The following is a 24966-nucleotide window of genomic DNA, read 5'->3' on the forward strand; positions in this document are numbered from 1 at the left end:
GCCCCGGCTTCCCCGTCCGTGCACAGCGGTGCACAGCCGTACACAGCCGTGCGCACCCGTACGCATAAGGGGAAGCTGGGGCTTCCGTAACCGTCACTTATCGTAGTTGACTGTTACACTCGGTGGCGCACCGGCGGTGGCGAGGAGAGTGGCGCGATGAGCGATCAGACCCAGGACGTGGACCGGACCGACCCCGAGTACCGGGCCTGGCTGAAGGAGGCCGTCCGCCGCGTCCAGGCCGACGCCAACCGCTCCGCCGACACCCACCTGCTGCGCTTCCCGCTGCCCGGCGAGTGGGGCGTCGACCTGTACCTCAAGGACGAGTCGACCCACCCCACCGGCAGCCTCAAGCACCGGCTGGCCCGCTCGCTGTTCCTGTACGGCCTGTGCAACGGCTGGATCCGGCCCGGCGCCCCGGTCATCGAGGCGTCCAGCGGCTCCACCGCCGTCTCCGAGGCGTACTTCGCCCAGCTGATCGGCGTCCCGTTCATCGCCGTGATGGCCCGCACCACCAGCCGCGCCAAGATCGAGCTGATCGAGTTCCACGGCGGCCGGTGCCACCTGGTCGACAACGCGGGCGAGGTCTACGCGGTGGCCGCCGCGCTCGCCACCGAGACCGGCGGCCACTACATGGACCAGTTCACCTACGCCGAGCGGGCCACCGACTGGCGCGGCAACAACAACATCGCCGAGTCGGTGTTCGCCCAGCTGAGGCTGGAACCCCACCCCGAACCCGCCTGGATCGTCGCCACCGCCGGCACCGGCGGCACCTCCGCGACCATCGCCCGGTACGTCCGCTACATGCAGTACGACACCCGGATCTGCGTCGCCGACCCGGAGAACTCCTGCTTCTTCGAGGGCTGGGTGCACCACGACCCGGACGCGCACTGCCCCACCGGCTCCCGGATCGAGGGCATCGGCCGCCCCCGGATGGAGCCCTCCTTCGTGCCCGGCGCGATCGACCGGATGATGAAGGTCCCCGACGCGGCCTCCATCGCCGCCGCCCACCTGCTGGCCGACGTCCTGGGCAAGAGGGCCGGCGCCTCCACCGGCACCGGCCTGTGGAGCGCGCTGCGGATCGTCGCCGAGATGCGCCGCGAGGGCCGCAGCGGCAGCGTCGTCACGCTGATCTGCGACCCGGGCGACCGGTACCTCGACAAGTACTACTCGGACGAGTGGCTCGCCGCCGAGCGGATCGACCCCCGACCGCACCGCGCCGCCCTCGAGGAGTTCCTCGCGGGCGGCGACTGGGCGGAGGGCTGAGGGCCGGTCAGGCGCGCTTGCCGGTGCGCTCGGTGAGCAGCAGGGCGGCGGTGACCACCACGAGGGCGGCGGTGGCGAAGTGCACGCCGAAGGCCGTGGCGGTGCTGCCGTGGTGGGTCAGGATGGTGGCCGCGTCGCCGAACGGGGTGACCGACTCGGCGAGCAGCGCCCAGCCGAGCGCCCGGCGGTGCCCGGTCAGCAGCAGGGCCAGCGGGACGAGGCCGGAGACGATGTCCCGGAAGCCCTTGACGATGAGGAAGTCGGCGGCTTCGCCCTGCGGCCACACCGGCATTCCGAAGCCGGAGGCGGTGCTCTCCGGGGCGAGCAGGTAGCTGACGCCGACGTAGCCGATGCCCAGCGCGACCAGGACCGTGAACGCGGTGGCGAGGTTGACGCGCAGTCGGCCGGCGGTCTTCGGGGCGGTGGTGGCGGTGGTGGTGGTCGCGGACATGGTGGTTCCCCCTGCGGTGTGTGTGGCGGAGCGGTGCGCGCCGCCGTTTGGTTAGCGGCGCTAGCGACGAGAATGATGCTAGACCGACGGGTCGTCGAATGTCTAGCGCTGCTAGGATTTCGTTCATGGCTATCAAGGAACGCCGGGCGCGCGAACGCGCCGAACGGGAACAGCTGATCGTCCGGGCCGCCCGCGAACTCGCCGAGGCCGAGGGCTGGGACGCCGTCACCACCCGCCGCCTCGCCGAACGCATCGAGTACAGCCAGCCCGTCCTGTACAGCCACTTCAGCGGCAAGGACGCCATCGTCGCCGCCGTCGCCGTCGAGGGCTGCGCCGAACTCGCCGCCCTGCTGCGGGCCGCCGCCGCGGACGTCACCGACCCGCGCGAGGCGTTCGCCGCCGTCGCCCGCGCCTACCTCGCCTTCGCCGAGGCCAACCCCGCCCTCTACGACGCGATCTTCACCCTCCCCAGCACCCTCCCCTTCGGCACCCCCGAAGCCCCCGCCCCCCTGCACGCCGCCTTCGCCGCCATCGCCGAACCCGCCGCCCGCAGCGCCAAGGCCGCCGGCCACGACCCCGGCGGCTACACCGAACTCGCCTGGTCCGCCCTGCACGGCATGGTCACCCTCGCCCGCAACGGCCGCCTGCGCCCCGACCTCGACCAGCCCCGCATCGACGCGTTCACCGCGGTCTTCTGAACCGGCGGCCGTCTCCGGACCGCTCCGGCCGGGCCGTGCCGGCCGGGGCCGTGCCAGCCGGATGCCAGCCGCGTGCCAGGGGTGCCCCCGAAGGTGGGGTCGTCAGTGGACGAGTCCTGGAGGTCGTGGTGGTGGAAACGGTCCGTTCGGCCCGCCGGTGGTGGGCACTGGGGGCGTTGGTGGCGAGCGTGCTGGTGGTCGGCCTGGACGGGACGGTCATCAACGTGGCACTGCCGACGCTGGCCCGGGAACTCGACGCCGGCAACGAGCAGTTGCTCTGGATCAGCGGCGGCTACCTGCTCGCCTTCAGCGTGGCGATGCTCCCGGTCGGCCGCCTCGGCGACCGGCTCGGCCACCGCCGGGTGCTGACGGCGGGCGTCGCGCTGTTCGGCGCCGCCTCGCTCGCGGGCGCCTTCACCGGCTCCGCGGGCGGGGTGATCGCGGTGCGCACCGCGATGGGCCTCGGCGCGGCGATGATCATGCCGGTCTCGATGGCGCTGCTGTCGCGGATCTTCCCCGCCGCGGAAGTGCCCCGGGCCATCGCGGTCTGGACGGCCGCCGCCGCCCTGGGCATGCCCGCCGGGCCGGTGGTCGGCGGCTGGCTGCTCAACCACTTCTGGTGGGGCTCGGTCTTCCTGTTCAACGTGCCGGTGGCCGCGGCGGCCCTGCTCGCGGGCGCCCTGCTGCTCCCGGCCGACGGCCCGCGCGCCCGCACCCGCACCGCCCCGTTCGACTGGGCGGGCGCGCTCCTGGGCACGGTCGGCACCACCGCGCTGGTGTACGGCACGATCCTGGTCCCGGCCGACGGCTGGACCTCCCCGGCGGTCCTCGGCCCGCTCGCCGCGGCCGCGCTGCTGCTGGTGATCTTCGTCCGGCGGCAGCGCCGCGCCGCCGAACCGCTGGTCGACCTGGCGCTGTTCGCCGACCGCCGGTTCTCCTGGGGCACGCTGACGGCGGTCTTCGGCAACTTCGCCGTGATGGGCATCCTCTTCGTCGTCCCCCAGTACCTGGAAGCCGTCCAGGGCTACGACGCCTTCGGCACCGGACTGCGGGTCCTGCCGCTGATCGGCGGGCTGATGGTGTCCGCCGCGCTCAGCGAGGGCCTGGTGCCGAGGATCGGCGCCCGCGCGGTGGTCCCCGCCGGGCTGGTGCTGCTGGCCGCCGGCGTCTTCCTCGGCACCCGCGCCGCGCCGGACAGCGGGTACGGATTCACCGCCTTCTGGCTGTCCGTGGTCGGAGTCGGCTTCGGCCTGGTGATCGTGCCGTCCACCAGCCTCGTGATGGCCGCCATCCCCGAGGAGCGCACCGGCGTCGGCACCAGCGTCCTGGAGACCCTCCAGCAGGTCGGTGGCGTCCTCGGCGTCGCGGCCCTCGGCAGCCTGCTCAGCGCCGGCTACCTGGCCCGGATCGACGTCACCGCCCTGCCCGGACCCGCCGCGGCGACCGCCCGCGACTCCGTCACCGGCGCGGCCGCCGTCGCCACCGAACTGCACGACACCGCGCTGCTCTCCTCCGCGCACGGCGCCTTCGTCCACGGCATGGAACTCGTCCTCGTGGCGTCCGGCGCGACCGCCCTGCTGACCGCCGTCCTCGCGGTGGTCTTCCTGCCGGGGCGGGCGGCGCGGCCCGGGCGGGCGGCGGAACCCGTCGCGGTGTGAACCGGGCCCCTGCTTCCGCCTCCCGCCGTCCTCCCCGGCGTCAGGGCCAGCGCAGCACGGTGTCCTGGCGGCCGCGTCCGTAGGCCGCGGCGAAGGCGGCGGGGCCCAGGGCCGCGGTCGCCGCGGCGGTGGCCCGGGCGGTGTCGGGGCCGTGGGCGGGGCGGTAACCGAGGAGGGTGCGGGCGGTGCCGAGGAGTTCCGCGGCGCGGAGGTGTTCGCCGCGGGCGGCGGCGTACGCGGCGAGGCCCTCGGCGGCGGCGGCCCGGGTGCGGCGGTGCGGGTCCTCGCCGAGGACGGCCAGGGCCCGGGCGTGCCAGTGGGCGGCGGTGTCCAGGTCGTGCTGCTGTTCGGCGAGGCAGCCGAGCCGGCTGTGCACCAGGGCCGCCGCCCGGCGCGGTTCGGCCCGTTCGGTGCGCGGTTCGAGCAGTTCCAGGGCGCGCAGCAGGGGTCGGCGGGCGGCGGCGAAGTCCCCGGCGCGGCGGTGCAGGTCGCTGAGGGCGAGCAGCCCGGTGGCGGCGTCGGTGTGCTCGCCGAGCCGCTCCGCGGTGCGGACGGCCAGTTCGACGTCCTGCCGCCCGCGTTCCGGGTCGCCCGCCTCGGCCCGGGCCCGGCCCAACTGGACGAGCACCAGGGCGCAGTGGTCGGACCCGGCGTCCGCGCCGGCGCGGTACGCCTCCTCGCCGAGCCGGACGGCCTCCGGGCCGTCGCCGCGGATCAGGGCGAGTTCGAGCAGTCCGCCGGTGGCCGCGTTGCGCCCCCACCGGTCGCCGATCAGGCCGAACTGCCGGTAGCTCTGGTCGAGTTGTTCGGCGGCCTGGTCCAACCGGCCGTCGTCCAGGGCGAGGTGGCCGAGCCCCAGGTGGGCGGTGGCCCTGGTCCACGGGTCGGGGTGGTCGAGCAGGCCGCGCAGGTCGCGCAGGCCGGCCGGGCGGTCGTCCAGCAGCAGCGCGCAACCGGCCGCGATCAGGTGCAGCACAGGGTGGGCGGGGCGGGCGGGCAGGTGCGACAGCACGGTGGCCACGGCCCGCCGGACGGCCGCCGGGTCGGGGCCGTCCTCGCCGTTCAGCGCGGGCACCAGGACGGCGATGGCGGTGCACAGCGCGTGGGCGTCGGCGAGGCCGGGCGGCGCCTGCTCGCCGACCAGCTCGCGGACGGCGCGCGCCCAGCCGGCGGCCTCGCCCGCGTGGTCGCCGATGGTCCAGAACCAGACCAGCGCGCCCGCCAGCCGCAGCGCGCCCGCCGCGTCGCCGCTCGCGACCAGGTGGCCGAGCGCGGCGTGCAGGTCGTCCCGTTCCGCGGTCAGCCGGGCCGTCCAGCGCGCCTGCCCCGGCCCGCGCAGCTGCGGCTCGGCCCGCTCGGCCAGCGCCAGGAAGCACGCGGCGTGCGCGTCCCCGGTGCGGGCCGCCGCGCCGGAGGCCGCCGACTTCTCGGCGGCGTACGCCCGCACGGTCTCCAGCAGTTGGTAGCGGACCTCGCCGCCCGGGCCGTCGCCGACCACCCGCACCAGGGACTTGTCGACCAGCGCGGCGACCACCTCGATCACGTCCGCCCCCGGGGCCTGCGGGCCGCAGACCAGTTCGGCGTGCTCGGGCGTCGCCCCGCCCGCGAACACCGACAGCGCGGCCAGCACCGCGCGCTCGTCGGCGTCCAGCAGCTCCCAGCTCCAGTCGATCACCGCCCGCAGCGTCCGGTGCCGGGGCAGCGCGGCCCGGTCGCCGCCGGCCAGCAGCCGGAAGCGGTCGCCGAGCCGCTCCGAGACCTGCCGCAGCGTCAGCGAGCGGGTGCGGGCCGCCGCCAGCTCGATCGCCAGCGGGATCCCGTCCAGCGCCCGGCAGATGCCCACCACCAGCGGCGCCGACCACGCGTCGATCCGGAAACCGGGGCGGACCGCGGCGGCCCGGTCCGCGAACAGCCGCACCGCCGGGTACGCCGCCGCCGCTTCGCCGTCCGCCGTCGCCGTCTCGTCGTCCGCCGGGGGCAGCGGCAGCGAGGGCACCGGGCAGAGCGACTCACCGGTGACGCCCAACGGCTCCCGGCTGGTGGCCAGCACCCGGACGTGCGGGGCGCGCGAGAGCAGGCCGGACGCCAACTCGGCCGCCGCGTCCAGCAGGTGCTCGCAGTTGTCCAGCACCAGCAGCAGCCGGCGCTGCTCCAGGGCCCCCGCCAGCCGCTCGACCGGCGACGCCGGACCGGCCGACGGCTCGCCCACCCGCAGCGCGTCCGGGACGCCGACCGCCTGCAGCACCGCCTGCGGCACCTCGGCGGGCGAGGCGACCGGAGCCAGCGGCACCAGCCACACCCCGTCCGGGAAGTCCGCCGCCAGCCCCGCCGCGACCTCCACCGCGAGCCGGGTCTTGCCCGCCCCGCCCGGCCCGGTCAGCGTCACCAGCCTGGTGGATCCCAGCAGTTCGCGGACGGTGGCGCACTCCCGCTCGCGGCCGACGAAACTGGTCAGCGCCAGCGGCAGGTTGGAGCGGCGCGGCGCGGGCCGCGGTGAGGGCCGTTCCGCCGACAGCTTCGGCGAGGGCTCCGGTGCCGGGGCGAACTCGCCGCGCAGCAGCGAGAGATGGAGCGCGGACAGCTCGGGGGAGGGGTCCACCCCGAGCCGCTCGGCCAGACCGCGACGGGTCTCCTCGTACCGCTCCAGCGCGGCCGCCGGCCGGCCCGCCGCCGCCAGGGCCCGCATCAACTGGCCGTGCAGGCGCTCGCGCAGCGGGTGCGCGGCCACCAACTCCTCCAACCCGGCCACCAGTTCCCGGCCCCGTCCCAGCGCCAACTCGGCCTCCAGCCGGTCCTCGACGGCCGTCAGGCGCAACTCCTCCCAGCGCCGGGCCGCCGGCCCCGCGAACTCGGCGTCGGCGAACTCCGCGAGCGCCGGGCCGCGCCACAGCTCCAGCGCCCGCCGCAGCACCGCGACCCGCTCCGCCGGTGCGGCCAGGCCGCGCGCCACCTCCAGCAGCCGCTCGAACTCCACCGCGTCCACCTCGCCCGCCCCCACCCCCAGCCGGTAGCCGCCCGACCCCGCCACCACCACGTCCCGCCCGCCCAGCGCCCGCAGCCGCGACACCAGCGTCTGCAACGCGTTCCCCGGCACCGCCGGCGGCGCCTCCCCCCACAGGTCCGCCACCAGCCGCTCGGCCGACACCACCCGCCCCGCACCCACCACCAGGCGCACCAGCAGCCCGCGCAGCCGCACCCCCGCGACCTCCGCCCCCCGGACCTCCAACGGCCCCAGCACGCCGATCCGCACGCGATCACCCCCGACCGCCAGTCTGCCACCCCCACGGGGCCCTCAGCCGCCCTCCCCCCGACCACCGGGCCCCCGGCGGAGCCGCCCCGCCGCTCAGCGCCAGAAGGTGCCCACCAGCCCCGTCGCGAGCAGCAGCGCGACGACGACGGCCAGCAGGCTCTGGACGTTCGCGGCGACGGGCAGGCCCAGGTGCAACAGCCCGATCGCCGTCCCGGCCAGGAAGGCCGCGACTCCCGCCAGCCTCACCGCGACCCCGGGCCACGGCATGGTCCGGCGCTTGCCCTGGCAGACCTCGAAGCTGCCGTGGAGGAACCACGCGGCGACGGCCAGGGCCTCACCCAGCACGAGCAACAGCGTCAAGCCAACATCGAGCAACCACATCGGCATTCGCGCACCCTCCCACGGCCGAACACCGGACGCCACGCCGCAACCCCCTCCGGAGGATGCCTGCCGGGACGCCTGGCGGGCGGTGGAGGCCGGCGGCGCGCCCCTGGACTCCAGCGTCGGTTTCAAGCCGAGGCGTCGAGTCCGCCGTTGCGGACGGCGGTCACGAAGGCCGACCACGCGGCGGCGGGGAAGACCAGGGCGGGGCCGTGCGGGTCCTTGGAGTCGCGGACGGGGACGGCGGCGGGGAAGTTGTCCGAGACCTCGACGCAGTTGCCGCCATTGGCGCTATGGGAGCTCTTGCGCCAAGTGGCGTCGCGCAGGTCATCCATGTTCAAAGCCTCTCCGTACCTCGCGAATGAACTCGATACTCGCAGCCCGGGACAATGCTTCGCCTTGGAGGTAATCGTACTCACTGATCCACTCCTCCAGCGTCTCCAGATCGCGTTCGAGGTAGCCGCGGCGCTGTGTCTCGCTGTAGCCGATGACGGACCTGTTCGGCATGGTCAGCAACACGACCGGGAGAGTGAACGACCTTGCCTCGGGGGCGGAGAACGGTGCTACCTGGATCCTGAAGCGAGGACGGGAGGCCATGGCCTCCAAGTGGAGGAGCTGAGCCGCCATGACGTCTCGGCCACCGACCGGTCGCCGTAGCGCCCCCTCGTCGATCACCGCCTGATAGAACGGCGCCGGTGTCCGATCGAGATCCCGCTGTCTACGGAACAGCGCCTCGCTCCGTTCGTCGGCCTGTTCCTGTGTCGCGATACCGCGCAGTACAGGCCCCGCTTGGTATGCGCGTTCGTAGTCGTGGGTGCGGAGCAGGCTCGGAATGACACTGACCTCGTACACCCGAATCGTCGTTGCCTTCGACTCGTTGCGCACCAGCTCGGGGAAGCCCTCGAACAGTGCCTGCTGGCCTGTCGTGGTCCGCCCCTTGAGGAACTGCTCGCCGGATCCGAACGCCCAGTCAAGTGCTGTTGCGACGCGTTGACTTGGTTTTCTCCGGCCGTGCTCTACCGCCGAGATGTACGACGACGTGCAGCCGACCAGCGACGCGAGGTGCTCCTGCGTCCACTCCCGCTGCTCTCGTGACGTGCGAAGCAGTGCCCCGATCCCGTCCGACGGCGACGCCTCGGGGTCAAGTTCCTTCTTGTTCACGGTGATTCGACCTACCAAACGAACCGCTGGGGACAGGTTGAACGGCCTCGAAGCTTAGAGGACAGTGGGCGCTCCCGGTAGCCGTCGCGTTACGGAGTGGAATCGATCCATGGCGCGCCGGTATTCCCGTGCCCCGTGCGTGTCGGGGCGGAAGGACCCGTCGTTACCAGTGCTGACCAGCAGAACTGCTCCCGGATTCATGGAGGTTGGAGCGGTGGGCAGGTGGCGTCGGCCGGGAAGGTCTCACTCCTGTGAGTGAGCGTGCGTCATTAAACAGGGCCAGGGGTGGCGTGCCCCGGGGCGTGAGCGAGCCCCTGCCCCCGTCCCTCCCCGCACAGTCACCTGCGAGGTCACCGCCGTGCCCGACCAGCAACACCCCAGCTCCACCGCCAGGTTGACGATCCGCGTCTACCGGTTGCGGCCCGACGGAAGCCGGGTGCCGGTCTCGTTCCGCGTCTCGGACGAAGAACAGGTCCTGCCCCTGGTCTCGGCGCTCACCTGGCCGGCCTGTGCCTGCCCGCGTTGCACCGCCGCCGCCGAGGGCGTCCCCGTCGACGCGGTGTGACCGCGTTCCACCACCCATCCGAAAGGGGAAGCACGTGCTGTACACCGGAGAGCCGTTGGTGACCGCCGAGGTCCTGCGGCGGTTCCTGCGCGGGGGGTTCGCCGACTCCGAGCGGGCGGCGGACTCGTTGGAGCGGGCGTTCCGGGCGGCCCGGCTCGACCCGCCGCCGGGGCTCTCGCCGGTCTACCGTCCCGACGTCCCGCCGGAGGCGTCCGGGATCGCGCTGGGGTGCGTCGGGCTGCCGTGGGCGCAGCAGCTCGCCGAGTCACTGCTCGAACTGGCCCTGTTCCGCGGTGAGTTCCCCGCCGTCGTCCGGACGGCGTTCCCCGAGCTCGGCCCCGAGGGCCGGCCGACACCGGACGCCGCCTCGTGAGCGGCGCGTCACGGCGGCGGGCGTGGGAGATCGCCGAGCGGCTCTCGCAAGCCGGCGGTGGGGAGGCCCGGTTGACCACGACCCCCACCGGTTACCGGATCACCCTCGCGATCAACCGGCCCGACGGTGCGGGCGGTTCCGGCGACCACCGGGCCGTCCTGGCGGCGCTCGCCCTCGGCGACCGCTGGGGGCACGGCTACTCCCCGCCGCCCCGCGACCACGGCACCGCCCGCGAACTGGTCTGGAGCGAAGTGGACGGCGGAGGGCGCGACATCGAGAGCCCCGAGCGCCCCGAACACGAGTGACCGCCCCCGGACCGCCCGGCCGCTCCGCACCGCCGGGGCGGGGGAGCGGCTCGTAGGCTACCGGGGCGGGGGCCCCGGCCGGGGCGCCCGGAACCCGGTGGGAGGGGCGTGGTGGTGGCAACGCTTTCGGAGGTCGAAGCCCTGTTGGGCGAACCCCGGTTCAACTGGTCGGACCCGGCGCCGTGGGCCGAGATGGAGCGGGAGTTCGGTGTCGGGTTCCCCGCGGACTTCCGCGAGATCGTGGACGCCTACGGCTCGATCGAGATCAACCGGCAGCTGTACGTGAAGCACCCCGCCGGTCACCTCCTGCACAGCCTGGGGGAGACCATCAGGGGGGATCTCGAGATGTGGCGGGAGGAGGACATGGCGGAGTTCCTGCCCGCTCCGGTGGGTCCGGGCCCCGGGGAGTTGATGCCGGTGGCGACGGCCACGACGGGGGAGGCGGTTTTCCTCCGCGTTCCCGACGGTCCCTCGTCGCCCTGGCGCGTCGTGGTCCAGGAGTTCGACAGTCCGGCCTGGACGCTCCACGAGATGACGTTCGGCGAATGGCTGCTGGCGTACCTCAGGGGTGAGGACGTGACGGTGTGTTCGCGCAACCTCGCACCCGACCGCCCGTTCTACCAGCCCCTGCCCTGAACCCGGACCGGCCGGCCCCGGGGGCGTCCCGGTCTACGCCTCGTCGAACACCCAGGTGAAGACCGTCTGTCCCGGCTCCGGGACGCCTTCGGCGCGGCGGTACGTCGTCCGTGCCGCGACGTTGTCCCCGTCCGTGAGCGTCCACAGGCCGTAGCAGCCCCGTTCGCGCGACAGGTCAGCGAGGGCCGACACCAGCGCCCGGCCGATGCCCCGCCCGCGGAACGACTCGTCCACGCCCAGCTCGTACAGGAACATCTCGGTCCCCTTGTCCGGGTGCGTCATCTCGACGCCGGTGACCATCCCCGCCGGGGCGTCGTCCACGTAGGCGATCAGGAGGTGATGGCGCTCGTCCGCCAGGAACCGTGCGGTCGCCTCCCGTTCCGGGACGGTGTCGAACAGGTGCCCGGCGGCGTGGACGGCTTCGGCCTGAGTGACGCGACGGATCTCCATCCGGGGATTCTGACAGCTTCCGGTACCGGCGGCCGGGCGGTTTCGCCTCCGGGGCCTCCGGGGCCTCCGGGAGGGACCCCCTCCGACGCGGCGCGCGGCGCTAGGGCCTGCTGCGGAAGTCCTGGCCACGAACGCGCTGACGGGCCCGTGGATCGAGGTGATTAGGATCCGGTGGCTGACAATCGATTAGACGGGGGTGCCAGTGGTGGATCACAACAAGAAGGTCGTTCTGGGCTTCTTCGAAGCGGTCAGCGACCGTCGGCTCGCGGACCTTCCCCGGTTCATGGCGCACAACGTCGTGGACCACAACAAGATCATCCATGGGGAGGTCGACGAACCGGGCGCCGCATTCGAGGGTCTTCGTCAGCAGTTGGTCGCGTTCGAGCCGCTCACGGTCCATGTGGACGAATTGATCGGCGAGGGCGACCAGGTGGTCGCTCGCGTCACTCAGCGTGGAGTCCACGATGGAACCCACCCGCGCATGCCCGAGCCAACCGGCCGGAGCTTCGAGAACGAGGCGATCTGGATCTTCACCCTCGCGGAGGGCAAGATCATCGAGATCCGTGCCGTGAGTGACCGCCTCGGCCTCTTCCTCCAGCTCGGATGGGAGTGGCCGAAGACTGAGTAGTGATGCGGTGATCGTGCTGGTCGCCGCCACTCGTTGAGGGCTGCTACCAGCACGGTCGCTTCGTAGCGGACGGCGGGTTCGTCGTACCTCGTGGCCACCGCGCGGTGGCGCTTGAGGCGGTTGAGGCGGTTGAGGCCGCACTCGACGGCGTGCCGCTGCTTGTAGTCGTCCTTGTCGGCGCGGACCTTGTCCGGCCGGGTGCGCGGCCGTCCCGGGCCGAGACGTGGCACGCGGATGCGGCCCGGGACGACCTGGAACTGCGGGGAGTCGCCGCACTGTCCGGCCGTGATCACGAGCGGCATCGGCTCCTGGGCCTGCTCGACCGCCAGGTGGACCTTGGTGGTCAGTCCACCGCGGGAGCGCCCGAGCCCGTGGTCGTCGGGCTCGGTGAAGACCCCGCCGGGCGGCTCGACCTGCAGGTCCCCCTCTTGGGGGCACCGGCCGCGTGCTGGTGGACGCGGGCGATCGTGGAGTCGACGCAGATGTCCCAGGTGATCAGGCCCTTCGCGTCGGCCCGGCCTGGAGCTGTTCGAGGGCCCGGTGCCACGTGCCGTCGCGCCGCCGGCGGCGGAACAGCCCGTACACCGTCCCCCACGGCCCGTAGCGCTCGGGAAGGCCCCTCCACGGCATGCCCGTGCGGGTGCGGAACCGTATGCCGTCGGTCAGCTGCCGCTCGGTGTGCGCCGGCGGCCGACCGGGCTTGACGCCCTGCGGCAGCAGCGGTTCCAGTACTGCCCGCTGGGTGTCCGTCAGATCTCCCCGGGCCATGGAACGTGATCATCGCACGACCTTGATCCACTTCTGGAACGGGCGCTAGGGCCCGTCTTCAAACTCCCGTCGCGGCCCCGCGGCGTCTGGTGCGTGCTCTCGGCGTGCCGGGTGGAAGGCCTCGTACTGGATGTACTTGGCCTTGGCGCAGGACGGCGGCGTCCAGCGCGGGTGGCAGGACGGTCGCGGGGACGAGGGCCGGGCCGAGGCCCGCCGCGGCCAGGACGGGTGCGGCGGAGGTCTGTTCGGTGCGGACGGCCGCGCGGGGGAGGAAGCCGGCCCGGGCGCAGGCGGCGTCCAGGACTTCGGCCAGGCCGTGCCCGGGGGCGTAGTGCACCCAGTCGCGGTCCGCGAGCGCGGCGAGCGGGAGGGCGCCGTCCGGGGCGCCGGCCAGCGGGTCGTCCGGGGGCAGTACGAGGGCGAACTCCTCGACGCCCAACTCCCGTACCGGGCCGTCCCATCCGTCCGGCGACGGGCCCACCGCGAGATCGGCCCGGCCGGCCGCCGCCGCGTCCCGCAGCAGCCGCGCGTGCGGGTACTCACGCAGCCGGACCGGCACCCCCGGGTACCGGGCCCGCCAGGCCCGCAGTACCGGGGGCAGCAGGCCGAGCGCCACCGAGTGGACGGTGGCGACCTCCAGTTCGCCCTCCTCCAGGCCGGCCGCGCGGCGGGCCGCCGCGTGCAGGCGTCCGGCGTCGGCGAGGGTGGCCCGGGCGTGCGGGAGGACGGCCCGGCCGAGCGGGGTGAGCCGGACGGCGCGCGGCAGGCGCTCCAGCAGCGGCCCGCCCAACGATGCCTCCAGCGCCCGGACTTGGTGCGACAGCGCGGGCTGGGTGACGTGCAGCCGTTCGGCGGCCCGGGTGAACGAGCCGGTGTCGACCACGGTGACCAGGTACTCGAGCTGTCGCAACGTCGCCATGCACGGATTTTATCGGTTGGGTCGAAAACAAGCCTTGGACCTATCGGCGCAGGTCGGAGCAGGGTGGTGCCGAGGCCGGGAACGCTCCGGCCGTGCCCGACGAGCGAGGAGAACCACCGTGTCCGAATCCCTGCCCGAATCCCCGTCCGGGTCGCAGCCCGGGTCGCAGCCCGGATCGCTGTCCGGCCGCCGCCTGGTCGTCGTCGGCGCCGGGTCCCGCACCGGCCGGCACCTCGCCCGCGCGGCCTCCGCCGCCGGGGCGGAACTGGTCCTGGCCGGGCCCGACCCGCGCAAGCTGGAGCTGACCGCCGCCGAACTGGCCGGCCCGTCCACCGTGCTGCCCGTCGACCTCACCGAGGAGTCCTCCGTCAAGGCGCTGGCCGACCGGCTCGGACGCTTCGACCACTTGGTGTCCACCGCCGGACTTCCCGCGAACGGGCCGCTCGCCGAATTGGAACTCGCCGACGTGCGAAGGGCGTTCGACGCCAAGGTGATCGGGCCGCTGCTGCTCGCCAAGCACCTGGCCGGGCAGATCGCCGAGGGCGGTTCGCTCACCTTCTTCTCCGGCGTCGCCGCCTGGCGCCCCGCCCCCGCCCGCACCGTGATGGCGACCACCAACGGCGCCCTGGCCTTCCTGGTGCAGGCCCTCGCCGTGGAGATCGCCCCCGTCCGGGTCAACGCGATCTCCCCGGGCATCGTCGACACCGGCTCCTGGGACGGGCTCGGTGCCGACAAGGACGCCTTCCTGGCCGCCGTCGCCGCCCGCAACCCCGCCCGCCGCGTCGGCACCCCCGACGACCTGGTCAAGGCCGTCCTGCACGCCATCGACAACCCGTACGTCACCGGCACCGTCCTGCACGTGGACGGCGGCGGCCGCCTGGTCTGACCCCGCCGGCTCGACCCCGACGCCGGCGGCAGGGTTCCGGGACCACCGCATGGCGAACGGACAGCGGGTGGCCCTGGTCGCCGGAGCGGGCAGCGGCATCGGACGGGCGACGGCACGGGCCTTCGCCGAGCAGGGCACGCGGCGCGGGTGGTGGCCGTCGGGCGGCGGCCCGAGGCGCTGGCGGCGACCAACCCGACCGCCCCCGTCCTGCTCGCCCGGGCCCTGCTGCCGCTGCTCACCGCCCTCCGCGACCGCCTGGCGGCGGCCCTCGACGTCCACGGGTGAGCCCCCGGCCGCGCTCCCGCCGTCAGTTGCCGTAGCGCGCCGCCAGGCCGTCGAGGACGGTCTCCAGGCCGGCGGCGAAGAGTTCGTCGAAGCTGCGCTCCGCGGCCTCGACCACGCGGCGGGTGAAGGCTGGGTACTCGCCGGAGGCGATGACGCGGTGGAGGTAGGGGCCGAGGGAGGCGCGCCACTGTTCTTCGGTGGTGCCGGTGCGGCGGAGGGTCTCGCGTTCGGCGACCTCGCGGGCGGCGTGGCCGGCGACGTAGTCGCCGATGATCGAGACGGCCTCGCCGGCCAGGGTGATGTCACCGCGGGTGAGGGCGGTGGCGGCGGCGAGGGTGCGGTCGATGCGGCGCAGGGAGTTGGGGCCCAGGGCGGGGCGGGTGGACATCACGGCGCCGAGCCAGTCGTGGCGGAGCAGGGCGGCGCGCTGGCCGGTGGCGAGGGCGTGCAGGTCGGTGCGCCAGTCGCCGGTGAGGGGGGCGGGCGGGACTTCGCCGAGGACGGCGTCGGTCATCAGTTCCAGCAGTTCGCCGCGGCTCGCGACCTGGCGGTAGAGCGAGGTGGTGCCGGTGGGGACTTCGGCGGCGACCCGGCGCATCGACAGCGCGTCCAGGCCCTCCGCGTCGGCGAGCGCGACGGACGCTTCCACGATCCGGTGGACGGTGAGCGCCCGGCGGCGGGGTGCGCGCGCGGGCCGGTTCCAGACCAGCGCGGCGGGCGCGTCCCCGTCCGGGCTTGCTTGTTGCGACGGTTCCTCGATGGCCATGGCGCTCATGCTAGCCGTGTGGGTACAGTGTTCCCAACTTAGGGAACGCTGTTCCCGAATCAAGGGGGCAACCATGCCGCAGTACGTCTCCGCCCAGGTCCTGGTCGCCGGCGCCGGAACGGTCGGCCTGAGCGCCGCCGTCTTCCTGGCCGCCCGGGGCGTCGACGTCCTGGCCGTAGAACGGCTCCAGGGCCCGCAGATCCACCCCCGCGCCACCGGCGTGGGCGTGCGCACCGTCGAGATCCTGCGCGAGTTCGGCCTCGACCGGGCCGTGGACGAGGTCGCCGTCGACATGACGGCCGGCAACCTCGGCAGGATCACCGCCACCACGCTGGCCGCCGCCGGCCTCCCCGACCGCCCGGCCGTCCGGGCCCGATCCTCCCGGGCGGAGGGCGACCGCGCCTGGACGCCCGCCCGGCTGCGCGGCACCTGCCCGCAGAACCGACTGGACTCCGTCCTGCTGCCCGCCGCCCGCGAACGCGGCGCCCGGGTCGAGTACGGCGTCGAACTGCTCTCCTTCACGCAGGACGCGGACGGCGTCACCGCCCGCCTCTCCGACGGCCGCACCGTCCGTGCCGACCACCTGATCGCCGCCGACGGCGTCCGCAGCACCGTCCGCACCGCCCTGGGCATCGGTCTCGGCGGCCCCGGCGACCTCGGCGAACCGCTCGTCAACACGCTCTTCCGGGCCGACCTGGAGCACCTCCTCGGCCCGCACCGCTTCATCGCCGCCGAGCTCGGCGCGGGCCGCACCCGCGGCACGCTGGTCACCCTCGACGGCCGGTACGAGTGGGTCCTGCACACCGGGGCCGGCACCGAGACGGACGCCGACCACATCCGGGCCGTCCTGGGTGCCGGGCCGGACCTGGAGGTGGAGGTCCTCAGCCGGCTGCCCTGGCGGGTGCGCGCACTGATCGCCGACCGCTTCCGCGAGGGCCGGGTGTTCCTGGTCGGCGACGCCGCCCACGCGGTGCCCCCGCTCGGCGCCTTCGGCATGAACACCGGCATCGCCGACGCCCACAACCTGGCCTGGAAACTGGCCGCGGTGCTGCGCGGCGAGGCCGGCCCCGCCCTGCTGGACAGCTACCAGGACGAGCGCCGCCCGGTCGCCGAGACCGCCCTGCGGCAGAGCGTGCTGCGCCTCACCGACCCCGCCCTGCACTGGAACCGGGGCCCGGCCGGCGCCGCGGCCAGGGCGGAGGCCGGAGCGCTGGCCGCCGAGGTGGTCCAGATCGGCTACCGCTACGACTCCGCCGCCGTGGCCGGCCCCGTCCCCGCGCTGCCCTCCACCGAGGACGTCGCCCTCGACCTCGACGGCGCTCCCGGCTCCCGGCTCCCGCACGCCTGGGTCGCCGACGGCGTCTCCACCCTCGACCTGGTCGGCGCCCGCTTCACCCTCTTCACCGAGGCCGGCGCGGAGGACGGCGGGAGCTGGCAGCGGGCCGCGGACGCGCTCGGCCTGCCCGTCCACCCGGTCACCCTGCCGCAGATCCCGGCGGGCGGCGCACTGCTGGCCCGCCCGGACGGCTTCGTCGCCTGGCGGGCCGAGGCCGGCGAGCAACGGCACCTGGGCCCGGTCCTGCGCCGGGTCCTGGGGCACGACACCCGACTGACGGACCGTCGGACCGCCGCCGCGCGCCCGGCATGAACCGCGCCCGCCCGGGTGGGCGCCGCGGGGAACGCGGCGACGGCCGGCCGGCGGGGCAGGGGCCGTGCCCGCGTCCCCCTTCCGGAAGGAACTGCCTAGGCCCGGGTCAGGACGGTCTCGGTCCAGCGCCGGAGCTGGGCCAGCAGGGTGGTCAGCCGGCGGACGCCGCCCGGGAAGGCGGGCAGCAGCAGGACGGCGGGCAGGCAGGCCGCCGTCACCAGGGTGACGGGCAGCAGGGCCAGGGCGACGATGACCGGGCGCTGGCAGGCGGCCAGGGCGCGGACGGCTTCGGTGAACATCAAGGGGCCTTTCGCTGCGGGTCGTTGCGGGTTCCCCCTACTCTTCGAGGTGGGCCGGGTGTTGCGCCAGACGCAACGGATTGCCGATGCCCGGCAACGGGGGAGGAGGGTGATGACACTCGAACTGCCGGGCGGGGAGCCGGAGGTGGCGGCCTTCACCGCCTTCCTGAACCAGCTGTTCCAGACCTTCGGCGGCCTCTCGATCACCCGGTACGCCGCCCGTTGCAACCGCGACAAGGGCAGCGTCTCGCGCTACCTGAGCGGGGCCCGGATCGCCCCGAAGGACTTCGTCGACGAGCTGCTGTGCCAAGTCGCCGAAACCACCGGCCGGTCGGTCGCGCCGGACGTCCAGGAGCACGCCCACCGGCTGCGGATGGCCGCGTTGCGGGTGCGCAACGCGGCCCGGCACGAGGTGGAGGAGCTGCGTGACCGGCTCGGCGCGGCCGAGCGCGAACTCCAGTTGGCGGGCGTCCGGGAACGGCACCTGCTGCGCTCGCTGGAGGCCACCGAGGCCCAGGCCGCGCAGGCCGAACAGCGCTACCGGCAGCTGGAGGCCGACCGGGCGGCCGCCCGCTACGGGAGCGGCCCCGGCGATGTGGAGCGCTGGTCGGACGGGAGCGGCGCCGAGTTCGCCCGGGAGGAACTGCGGCTGCTGAAACGCGAGTTGGACCTGTTGCGGGCCGAACTCGTCCGCGCCCAGGCGTTGCGCCACGACGCCGAGGAGCAGTGCGTCCGGCTGGAGGCCAGGCTGCTCGCCGCCGAGGCCGCCATGGCCGCCCAACAAGCCCGCCACGAAAGGGAGTTCAGCTACCGGGCGGGGCTGGATTCGCCCGCCGCCGTGCTCGCCCGGGAGTTCGCCCGGACGGTCGGCACCGGGGCCGACCCGGAGACCACCGCCGCCGAGCTGTGTGCGGCGTTCGTCCCCGGCTGGGCCGCCTCGGCCGCCGTCGAGGTGCGGACCGCGTTCGTCGAGGACGAGGACTCCCCGGACGGCTGGACCCCCGACGCCGTCATCCTGCACCGGATCGCCGCCGCCGGGGAACCGCTCGACGGCCCCGCCCGCGGCCAGGTCGCCCTGCCGCGCGAACAGGTGGAGCGCGCCCTGCGGGAGGGTGTGCCGGTGCACACCGACTCGGCCGGACAGACCGTGCTGACCGTGCCGTTGGCCGTCCGGGGCGAGGTGTTCGGCGTACTGCGGCTGCTCGGCGGTGCGGACCGGGCGGCGTACGGGCGGGCCGAGCGCGAGCTGCTGGCCGGACTGGCGGAACGCGGGGCGCTGCTGCTCGACAGCGCCCGGCTGCACCGGGCCGAGGCCCGGCTGGCGCGGGCGCTCCAGCGGTCGATGATCCCCGACACCCTGCCGGACACGCCCTGGGTGCGGCTGGCGCACCGCTTCCGGCCGGGCTGGCACCGGGACGGGGCCGGCGGCGACTGGGTCGACGCCATCCCGCTGCGCGGCAACCGGATCGCCCTGGTGGTCGGTGCCGTCCTGGGCCACGGCCTGCCCGCCGTCCAGGCGATGAGCCGGCTCCGGGCCGGCGTGCAGGCCTTCACCCTGCTGGACGTGCCCCCCGCCCAGCTGCTGCGGCACCTGGACGACCTGGCCCGGCGCCTGGGCGACGACCACCTCGCCACCTGCCTGTACGCGGTCTACGACCCGGTCGCCCGCACCTGCGAACTCGCCACGGCCGGGCACCTGCCGCCCGTCCTGCTGCACCCCGGCGGCGGCTCCGCGGAGGTCGAACTGCCCGCCGGAGCCCCGATCGGCGTCGGCGGCGTCCCGTTCACCGCCCACACCATCGAGGTGCCGGACGGCTCCGCGCTGGTGCTGTGCACCGGACGCCAGGTCGAACTGGCCGACCACTGCGCCAAGTCGACCGGCGCGGGGTGGTCGCCCGAGCAGCTCCGCGACTTCGTCCTCGAAGCGCCCGGCGCGGTGGAGCGGCGGGACGACCTCGCCGTGCTGGTCGCCGCGTTCGACGGCGCCCCACGGACGGAGGAGGCCTACTTCGCGATGCTCCCCCGGGCTGACGAGGTGCCGCGGCTGCGCCGCCAGGTGCGGGACGAACTCTCCTCCTGGGGGCTGGAGTTCCTTGCCGACACGGCGGAGCTGCTGATCGGCGGGCTGGTCGCCGACGCGGTGGCGCTGGTGACCGGGCCGGTCTCCGTGCGCCTCGTGTGGACCGACCGGCTACTGGTCGAGATCACCGACGACCACCGCGTCCTGCCCGTCCTGGCGGAGGTCGACCCGCTCGCGGAGGAGGGATCCGGCCGGGGCCTGCTGCTGCTGAGCAGGCTCGCCGACCGGTGGGGCGCCGAACACGAGACCTCGGGCCGGAAGGTCTGGTTCGAACTGCCGGCCCGGCCCTAGGCCCGACGGCCTACGCGCCCGGCAGGTCGGCGGGGACCAGGAGTTGGAGGTCCTCGGTGGTGGGGGAGGGCAGCTGGGCGACCCGGGAGGCGTGTCGTTCGACCATGGTCTCGAAGACCTGGCGGGCGGTGCGGCCGTTGCCGAAGCCGACCGAGCGGTCGATGGACGTGAAGTGGGTGAGCAGCGCGGACTCGGTGGCGTCGGAGAGCCGGTACTCGTGCTCGGCGGCCTGCGCCCGGGCGATGTCGAGGAGCTCGTCGGCGGTGTAGTCGGGGAAGGTGACGGTCCGCGAGAAGCGCGAGGACAGGCCGGGGTTGGCGGCCAGGAAGCGCTCCATCTCGGCGGTGTAGCCGGCCACGATGACCACCACCGCGTCCCGGTGGTCCTCCATCAGCTTGACCAGGGTGTCGATCGCCTCCCGGCCGAAGTCCCGGCCGCCGTCCTCGGGGGCGAGCGCGTACGCCTCGTCGATGAACAGCACGCCGCCGCGGGCCCGGTCGAAGGCGGCGGCGGTGCGGATCGCGGTGGAGCCGATGTGCTCGCCGACCAGGTCCATCCGGGCCACCTCGACCAGGTGGCCGCGCTGCAGGACGCCCAGCGAGGCCAGGATCTCGCCGTACAGCCGGGCCACCGTGGTCTTGCCGGTGCCGGGGGCGCCGGTGAAGACCAGGTGGCGGCGCGGCGAGGGCGCCTTGAGGCCGGCCCGCTCCCGGGCCCGGCCCACCGAGATCAGGTCGATCAGGGTGCGCACCTCCTGCTTGACGGTGGCCAGACCGACCAGCGCGTCCAGTTCGGCCAGCGCCACCTCCGCCGGGCGGCAGTCCGGGATCGGGCCGATCACGGCGGCGGCGGGCAGCGCGGGCGCGGTGGTCTGGACGGCGGGGACGCGGGTGGCGGGGACGAGGGCGGCGAGCGGGGGCGCGGCGGGCCCGGGGACGGGGGCGGGGACGGACGGGAGGGCCGGCAGCGGCGCCGCGTCGTCCGAGGTGCAGCCCTCGGCGACCGGGCCCGGCTCGGAGAACTCGAAGCCCGCCCGGGCGTTGCGCTCGGCCCGGCAGCGCACCAGCTTCGTCCGGCAGCCGTCGATCACGTGGAAGCCGAAGCCGCCGCCCTGCGAGACCCGCACCGCGTCGAACTCGCCGCGCCCCTGCGCCGACACGTACACCCCGGCCTCGCTCGCGCCGCGCACCGTGCACTCGCGCAGCACCGGATCGGCGCCCTTGGTGACGATCACGCCGGTCGCCACGTCCGCGATCTCGCAGTCGGTGAGCAGGCCGCCCGAGCCGTGGTCGCGGAACCACAGGCCGGTGCCCGCGCCCTGGATCCGGCAGCCCGACAGGTCGGCGGCGGCGCCGCCGCTGACCGAGACCGCCGAGGAGCGGATGTTGGTGAACGAGCAGTCCCGGACGGCCGCCGAGGAGCCCTGGTCGAGGACGAACAGCGCGTCCGGGAGGTCGTCCAGCGAGCAGTCGGCCAGCTCCAGGGCCGCGCCGTCGCTCACCCACAGCGCCGGGTAGTCGCCCTGCGCGGAGTGGAAGCGGCAGCCCTCGGCGAGCACCTTCGTCCCGTTGTCCCAGATCGACAGCGCGCCCCGGCCGAAGCCCTGCACCGTCACCTGGCGCAGCGTCAGCTTCGCCCCGCCGCGCAGGTCCGCCGCGTTCTCCGGCACCTCGTGCACCCGGCAGGAGGTCAGTTCCAGTTCGGCGCCGGTGTCCAGGCTCAGGCCGTTGCCGGAGACCCGGTGCACCGCGCAGTCGGTCAGCCGGCCCACCGCCTGCGCCTCGGCCTGCACGCCCGAGCCGCGCACCTCGGAGACCTCGCAGCCGGTCAGTTCCGCCAGCGTCCCCGGGTCCGCCAGCAGGACGCCCGCCCCGCCGGCCCGGCGGACCTTCACCCGCTCCGCGCGCAGCCGCGAGCCCGCCAGCACCGCCAGCCCGCTCTGTCCGGCCGAGACCACCTCGCAGTCCACCAGCTCGGCCTGCGCCTGGGCGCGCAGCCGCACCCCCAGGCCGGACGGGTTCTCCACCACGCAGTTCACCAACCGGGCGCGGGCGCCGTCGGTCAGCTCCACGCCCACCGAGGACGAGGTCTCCACCCGGCAGTCGGCCAGCACCGCGCCGTCCGCGCCCGCCAGCAGCACCGCCGGGGCCGAGCGGTCCGAGCCCTCCACGACCAGGCCGCGGACGGTCGCCGCCGCGGTCACGGTCAGCGCGGTGCCGCCGCGCACGGCGCTCTCCGGCGGCGAGATCCGCACGCTGCCCGGCCCCTGCTCGGCGACCAGCGTCACCGGCTTGTCGACCAGCACCGCCTCGCGGAACGTCCCCGCGCGCACCGTCAGGGTGTCGCCGGGCTCGGCGACCTCCAGGGCCTCGCGGAGCGTCGCGTACTCCCCGCCGCGACGGCGCCAACGCGAGGCGCTGTCCTGCGTGACCCGGACCCTGAGCTCACCCATGGCGATCTGTCATCCCCGCCTTCGTCGGTTACGTCGTTACGCCGAGACGCTGCGCGATCGGCCCCACCGTAGCGCGCGGGGCGGACCCGGCGGACCGCCGTCCGGGTCCGGCGCCCGGTTCAACGACCGGGGCCGGGGGTGGTTCCGGGTGCGCGGAGCTGACCGGGCCCGGGCCGGACCCGGTCAGCGGTGGTCCGGCAGCGGCGCCGGGACCTCCTCCAGCACCTCCACCCCGTCCCCCACCGACAGCGTCCCCAGCACCTCCGCGCCGGTGGCGCGGACCGGCACCAGGTTCTGGCCGAACACCAGCTTCCGGCCGAGGCGGTGGTGCCGGCCCAGCGCCCGCAGCGGCTCCGGGCCGCGCCGCTCGCCGCTCTCCTGGTCGGTGGTGGTCACCACGCAGCGCCCGCACGGCTTGACCACCCGGAACTCCAGGCCGCCGACCCGGATCCGGCGCCAGCCGTCCTCGGCCCAGGCGGCGGTGCCGGAGACCACCAGGTTGGGGCGGAAGCGCTCCATCGGCAGGGGTGCGCCCTTGACCGGGTCATCGGGGTGGTCGGCGGCGATCCGGGCGTTCAGCTCGTCCAGCGAGCCGGTGGTGGTGAGCAGCAGCGGGAAGCCGTCCGCCATCGAGACCGTCTCGCCGGGGGCGGCGTACTCCGGGTCGATCGGGCGGCTGGTGGCCGGGCGGTCCAGGTGCACCAGGCGGATCTCGCCGAGCTTCGCGGGCAGCCGCTCGGCCAGCCAGGCGGAGGTCTCCTTGCCGGTCTCGACGGCGGAGAAGCTCGTGCCGAAGACGCTGACGACGGCCTCGGGGGCGCCGGCGGCCGACGCCGGTACGGCCAGGGTGTGGACGGCGCCGTCCGGGCCGGTGAGGGTGAGCGAGGTGCCGTCGGCGGACGGGGCGGGGCGGAACCGCCCGATCGAGGGCTCGTCGCGCTGGGTGAGGGCGGTGCCGTCGGGGCCGACCAGCATCCAGCGGCGGTCGCCGGCCAGGCCCCAGGGCTGCACCGCGGCGGACGGCGGGCTGAGCCGGTACATCGACTTGACCGGGTACAGGTGGAGGGAGGCGAGACTCGGCATGCCCACCATCCTGCCAGGCGAACGGCCGGGCCCGGTACGGCGCTTCCCCGCGCCCCGGCGGGGAGCCGGGAGGCGGGGAAGCGGGCGGTGCGGTGGAGCGGGTGGTGGGGTGGAGCGGGTGGTGGGGTGGAGCGCGGTGCGGTGCAGGCGATGCGGTGCGCCCGCCCGGGCGGGGTGCGCGGGCGGGCGGTGTGGGGGATGAAACGCGTCGTTGCGTGGTGACCTTGCCCCCCGGGGAGGGGTTCTCAGCCGGCCTGCGGGTACTGCCGGTACTGCGGGTACTGCTGCGGGGCCGCCGCCGGGCGCAGGTTGTTGCCGCCGAAGGACTGGTCGCCGAACGACTGCTGCTGCGGGGCCGGTTGGGCGCCGAACTGCTGCGAGTTGAAGGTCGGCGTGAAGCTCTGCGGGGCGGTGGCGAAGCCGTTGCCGGGGGCCTGCGGCGCGGGGTACGCCTGGGCGGGCTGCGGCTGCGGCTGCGGCTGGAACTGGCCGGTCGGGCGCTGGGTGGGCAGGAAGCCCTGCGGCGCGGCGGCGTAGCCGTGCTGCGGCTGGGCCGGGACGTGTCCGTAGCCGGGCTGGGCCGGGACGTACGGGGCCGGGGCCGGGGTGCTGCTCGGGCCGGGGCCCAGCGCGAGACGGGCCGGGGGCAGGGCGGGCAGGTTCGACTGGGGGGAGTCGAAGCCGGTGCCGAAACCGCTGCCGTAGGCGGAGGACCAGGAGGGGGCCGGGAGGGCCGGGGGCACGTTGATCGGTGCGATCTGCGGGATGCCGCGTTCTGCGACCAGGCTGTCGTAGATGGGCGTGCCGGAGGAGAAGGACGGAGGGGGGTAGCCGACTCCGTCGTAGGAGCGGGGCGAGGTCATGGGGCATACCGTAAGCCCACAACGTGCCTGCTGAGGAGAGCGGAGCGGCCTGGAGTTCAACTGTTTACAGACTCTTCGCTCGCTCGAATCGGGCATTGCCGGGCAGATCCGGGCGAAACGAGGGTTCGTTTCGGTCATCCCGGCTCCATCGTCCGTGCACCACCCGCTCACCCGGTGCCGGACAAAAGCCGCCGATCGGTCGGGGGAAAGGCTCCGCCAAGGTTCCGTTAAGCCGGTGGTGGTCCAGACCGCCGTGGCGGCCGCCGGGAGGCGCGGCCGGGAACGGGTTCCGGCCCGGGCGGCGGGGAGCCGTCCGGGCCGGGGAGCGGTGCGGGAGGGCGCCTCAGCGGGCGGACGCGGCGGCGGCCTGGGCGGGGAAGCCCGGGCGGCCGGCCAACTCGCTGGTGCAGTGGGCGCAGCGGGTCGCCGCGGCCGGGACGGTGCTGAGGCACTCGGGGCAGTCGGCCTTGGCCACCGGGGTGTCCTTGACCGGGTTGAAACGGTTCTGCAGCTTGCCGACGGGCATCACGACGGCGAAGTAGATCACCGCGGCGACCAGCACGAAGCTGATCAGGGCCTGGAGGAACGCGCCGTAGGGGAAGGTGACGCCGGCCGCGGTGAACGACTCCTTGCTGAAGTCGCCGACCGCGCCGGAGGCGATGCCGATCAGCGGGGTCAGGAAGGCCGCGACGAAACCGGTGACGACGGCCGTGAAGGCCGCGCCGATGACGATGCCGACCGCGAGGTCGACGACGTTGCCGCGCAGCAGGAAGCTACGGAATCCCTTGAACATGACGGCCATCCTGG

25 protein-coding genes and 1 pseudogene are annotated in these 24966 nt (G+C 74.8%); 12 read left to right on the forward strand and 14 right to left on the reverse strand.

The window, feature by feature from the left end:
• The first annotated feature begins 156 nt into the window (after window positions 1-156).
• Window positions 157-1263, forward strand: coding sequence for an L-cysteine desulfhydrase Cds1 (gene cds1 / locus OO48_RS26960; protein ID WP_033220822.1), 1107 nt, complete (start codon window positions 157-159; stop codon window positions 1261-1263).
• Window positions 1264-1270: 7 nt separating this feature from the next.
• On the opposite strand, the gene OO48_RS26965 is transcribed toward cds1, so the two are convergent.
• The gene (locus OO48_RS26965) at window positions 1271-1714 is read right to left on the reverse strand and encodes a DUF4267 domain-containing protein (RefSeq protein WP_051732879.1); all 444 of its coding nucleotides are present in this window, start codon (window positions 1712-1714) and stop codon (window positions 1271-1273) included.
• 125 nt (window positions 1715-1839) lie between these two features.
• Here OO48_RS26965 and OO48_RS26970 point away from each other — a divergent pair, with 125 nt between their 5' ends.
• Window positions 1840-2412, forward strand: coding sequence for a TetR/AcrR family transcriptional regulator (locus OO48_RS26970; RefSeq protein WP_033220824.1), 573 nt, complete (start codon window positions 1840-1842; stop codon window positions 2410-2412).
• A 128-nt stretch (window positions 2413-2540) separates the two neighbouring features.
• Complete coding sequence (locus OO48_RS26975; protein WP_209439544.1) at window positions 2541-4070, forward strand: MFS transporter; 1530 nt, start codon at window positions 2541-2543, stop codon at window positions 4068-4070.
• A 40-nt stretch (window positions 4071-4110) separates the two neighbouring features.
• Here the strand turns inward: OO48_RS26975 and OO48_RS39060 are convergent, their stop codons facing one another.
• The 4 genes from OO48_RS39060 to OO48_RS26995 all read right to left on the reverse strand — a co-directional run bounded on the left by OO48_RS39060 (window position 4111) and on the right by OO48_RS26995 (window position 8862).
• On the reverse strand, window positions 4111-7320 hold the full coding sequence (locus OO48_RS39060) for an ATP-binding protein (RefSeq protein WP_033220826.1): 3210 nt from the start codon (window positions 7318-7320) through the stop codon (window positions 4111-4113).
• Window positions 7321-7413: 93 nt separating this feature from the next.
• Entirely contained in the window at window positions 7414-7680 is a 267-nt protein-coding gene (locus OO48_RS26985; RefSeq protein WP_157845544.1) for a hypothetical protein, read from the reverse strand.
• Between the two features lie 149 nt (window positions 7681-7829).
• Window positions 7830-8036: a DUF397 domain-containing protein gene (locus OO48_RS26990; RefSeq protein WP_033220830.1), complete on the reverse strand. Its 207-nt coding sequence runs from the start codon at window positions 8034-8036 to the stop codon at window positions 7830-7832.
• Entirely contained in the window at window positions 8029-8862 is an 834-nt protein-coding gene (locus tag OO48_RS26995) for a helix-turn-helix domain-containing protein (protein WP_033220832.1), read from the reverse strand. Before OO48_RS26995 ends, OO48_RS26990 begins: the two co-directional genes overlap by 8 nt.
• Before the next feature lie 358 nt (window positions 8863-9220).
• Here OO48_RS26995 and OO48_RS38590 point away from each other — a divergent pair, with 358 nt between their 5' ends.
• The 4 genes from OO48_RS38590 (at window position 9221) to OO48_RS27010 (ending at window position 10741) form a co-directional block, all read left to right on the forward strand.
• Entirely contained in the window at window positions 9221-9427 is a 207-nt protein-coding gene (locus OO48_RS38590; RefSeq protein ID WP_157845545.1) for a hypothetical protein, read from the forward strand.
• Between the two features lie 34 nt (window positions 9428-9461).
• The gene (locus OO48_RS27000) at window positions 9462-9800 is read left to right on the forward strand and encodes a hypothetical protein (protein WP_033220834.1); all 339 of its coding nucleotides are present in this window, start codon (window positions 9462-9464) and stop codon (window positions 9798-9800) included.
• 71 nt (window positions 9801-9871) lie between these two features.
• Window positions 9872-10105: a hypothetical protein gene (locus tag OO48_RS27005; RefSeq protein WP_033220836.1), complete on the forward strand. Its 234-nt coding sequence runs from the start codon at window positions 9872-9874 to the stop codon at window positions 10103-10105.
• Between the two features lie 108 nt (window positions 10106-10213).
• On the forward strand, window positions 10214-10741 hold the full coding sequence (locus OO48_RS27010; RefSeq protein ID WP_245194817.1) for an SMI1/KNR4 family protein: 528 nt from the start codon (window positions 10214-10216) through the stop codon (window positions 10739-10741).
• 33 nt (window positions 10742-10774) lie between these two features.
• Here OO48_RS27010 and OO48_RS27015 read toward each other — a convergent pair whose 3' ends face one another.
• A complete protein-coding gene (locus OO48_RS27015) occupies window positions 10775-11191 on the reverse strand; it encodes a GNAT family N-acetyltransferase (RefSeq protein ID WP_033220838.1) in 417 nt (138 codons plus the stop codon).
• A 205-nt stretch (window positions 11192-11396) separates the two neighbouring features.
• Here OO48_RS27015 and OO48_RS27020 point away from each other — a divergent pair, with 205 nt between their 5' ends.
• Complete coding sequence (locus tag OO48_RS27020) at window positions 11397-11819, forward strand: ester cyclase (RefSeq protein WP_245194818.1); 423 nt, start codon at window positions 11397-11399, stop codon at window positions 11817-11819.
• Window positions 11820-11833: 14 nt separating this feature from the next.
• On the opposite strand, the pseudogene OO48_RS36720 reads toward OO48_RS27020, so the two are convergent.
• Both OO48_RS36720 and OO48_RS27030 read right to left on the reverse strand, forming a co-directional pair.
• Window positions 11834-12587, reverse strand: a pseudogene (locus OO48_RS36720) (IS5 family transposase); the annotation flags it as partial.
• Window positions 12588-12645: 58 nt separating this feature from the next.
• Window positions 12646-13506: a LysR family transcriptional regulator gene (locus OO48_RS27030; RefSeq protein ID WP_051732883.1), complete on the reverse strand. Its 861-nt coding sequence runs from the start codon at window positions 13504-13506 to the stop codon at window positions 12646-12648.
• Window positions 13507-13624: 118 nt separating this feature from the next.
• Here OO48_RS27030 and OO48_RS27035 point away from each other — a divergent pair, with 118 nt between their 5' ends.
• Together OO48_RS27035 and OO48_RS38595 are read left to right on the forward strand one after the other, a co-directional pair.
• Window positions 13625-14392, forward strand: coding sequence for an SDR family oxidoreductase (locus tag OO48_RS27035; RefSeq protein ID WP_245194819.1), 768 nt, complete (start codon window positions 13625-13627; stop codon window positions 14390-14392).
• 147 nt (window positions 14393-14539) lie between these two features.
• The gene (locus OO48_RS38595) at window positions 14540-14677 is read left to right on the forward strand and encodes a hypothetical protein (RefSeq protein ID WP_157845546.1); all 138 of its coding nucleotides are present in this window, start codon (window positions 14540-14542) and stop codon (window positions 14675-14677) included.
• Window positions 14678-14699: 22 nt separating this feature from the next.
• On the opposite strand, the gene OO48_RS27040 is transcribed toward OO48_RS38595, so the two are convergent.
• Complete coding sequence (locus OO48_RS27040; protein WP_063830743.1) at window positions 14700-15443, reverse strand: TetR/AcrR family transcriptional regulator C-terminal domain-containing protein; 744 nt, start codon at window positions 15441-15443, stop codon at window positions 14700-14702.
• A gap of 73 nt (window positions 15444-15516) precedes the next feature.
• Here OO48_RS27040 and OO48_RS27045 point away from each other — a divergent pair, with 73 nt between their 5' ends.
• Window positions 15517-17091, forward strand: a complete 1575-nt coding sequence (locus OO48_RS27045; protein WP_033220841.1) for an FAD-dependent monooxygenase — start codon at window positions 15517-15519, stop codon at window positions 17089-17091.
• A 95-nt stretch (window positions 17092-17186) separates the two neighbouring features.
• On the opposite strand, the gene OO48_RS27050 is transcribed toward OO48_RS27045, so the two are convergent.
• Window positions 17187-17390 carry a hypothetical protein gene (locus OO48_RS27050; RefSeq protein ID WP_033220843.1) on the reverse strand — a complete coding sequence of 68 codons (204 nt, stop codon included), beginning with the start codon at window positions 17388-17390 and terminating at the stop codon, window positions 17187-17189.
• 112 nt (window positions 17391-17502) lie between these two features.
• Here OO48_RS27050 and OO48_RS34585 point away from each other — a divergent pair, with 112 nt between their 5' ends.
• Window positions 17503-19761, forward strand: coding sequence for a PP2C family protein-serine/threonine phosphatase (locus OO48_RS34585; RefSeq protein WP_051732885.1), 2259 nt, complete (start codon window positions 17503-17505; stop codon window positions 19759-19761).
• A gap of 10 nt (window positions 19762-19771) precedes the next feature.
• Here the strand turns inward: OO48_RS34585 and OO48_RS27065 are convergent, their stop codons facing one another.
• The 4 genes from OO48_RS27065 to mscL form a co-directional block, all read right to left on the reverse strand.
• On the reverse strand, window positions 19772-22213 hold the full coding sequence (locus tag OO48_RS27065; RefSeq protein ID WP_033220847.1) for a right-handed parallel beta-helix repeat-containing protein: 2442 nt from the start codon (window positions 22211-22213) through the stop codon (window positions 19772-19774).
• A gap of 183 nt (window positions 22214-22396) precedes the next feature.
• Window positions 22397-23302: an MOSC domain-containing protein gene (locus OO48_RS27070; RefSeq protein WP_106970427.1), complete on the reverse strand. Its 906-nt coding sequence runs from the start codon at window positions 23300-23302 to the stop codon at window positions 22397-22399.
• 239 nt (window positions 23303-23541) lie between these two features.
• Window positions 23542-24159, reverse strand: coding sequence for a DUF6643 family protein (locus OO48_RS27075; RefSeq protein WP_051732886.1), 618 nt, complete (start codon window positions 24157-24159; stop codon window positions 23542-23544).
• 343 nt (window positions 24160-24502) lie between these two features.
• Entirely contained in the window at window positions 24503-24952 is a 450-nt protein-coding gene (gene mscL, locus OO48_RS27080) for a large conductance mechanosensitive channel protein MscL (protein WP_033220895.1), read from the reverse strand.
• Window positions 24953-24966: the final 14 nt, after the last annotated feature.

The sequence above is a fragment of the Kitasatospora phosalacinea genome (assembly GCF_000716545.1).
Classification (GTDB): domain Bacteria; phylum Actinomycetota; class Actinomycetes; order Streptomycetales; family Streptomycetaceae; genus Kitasatospora; species Kitasatospora phosalacinea.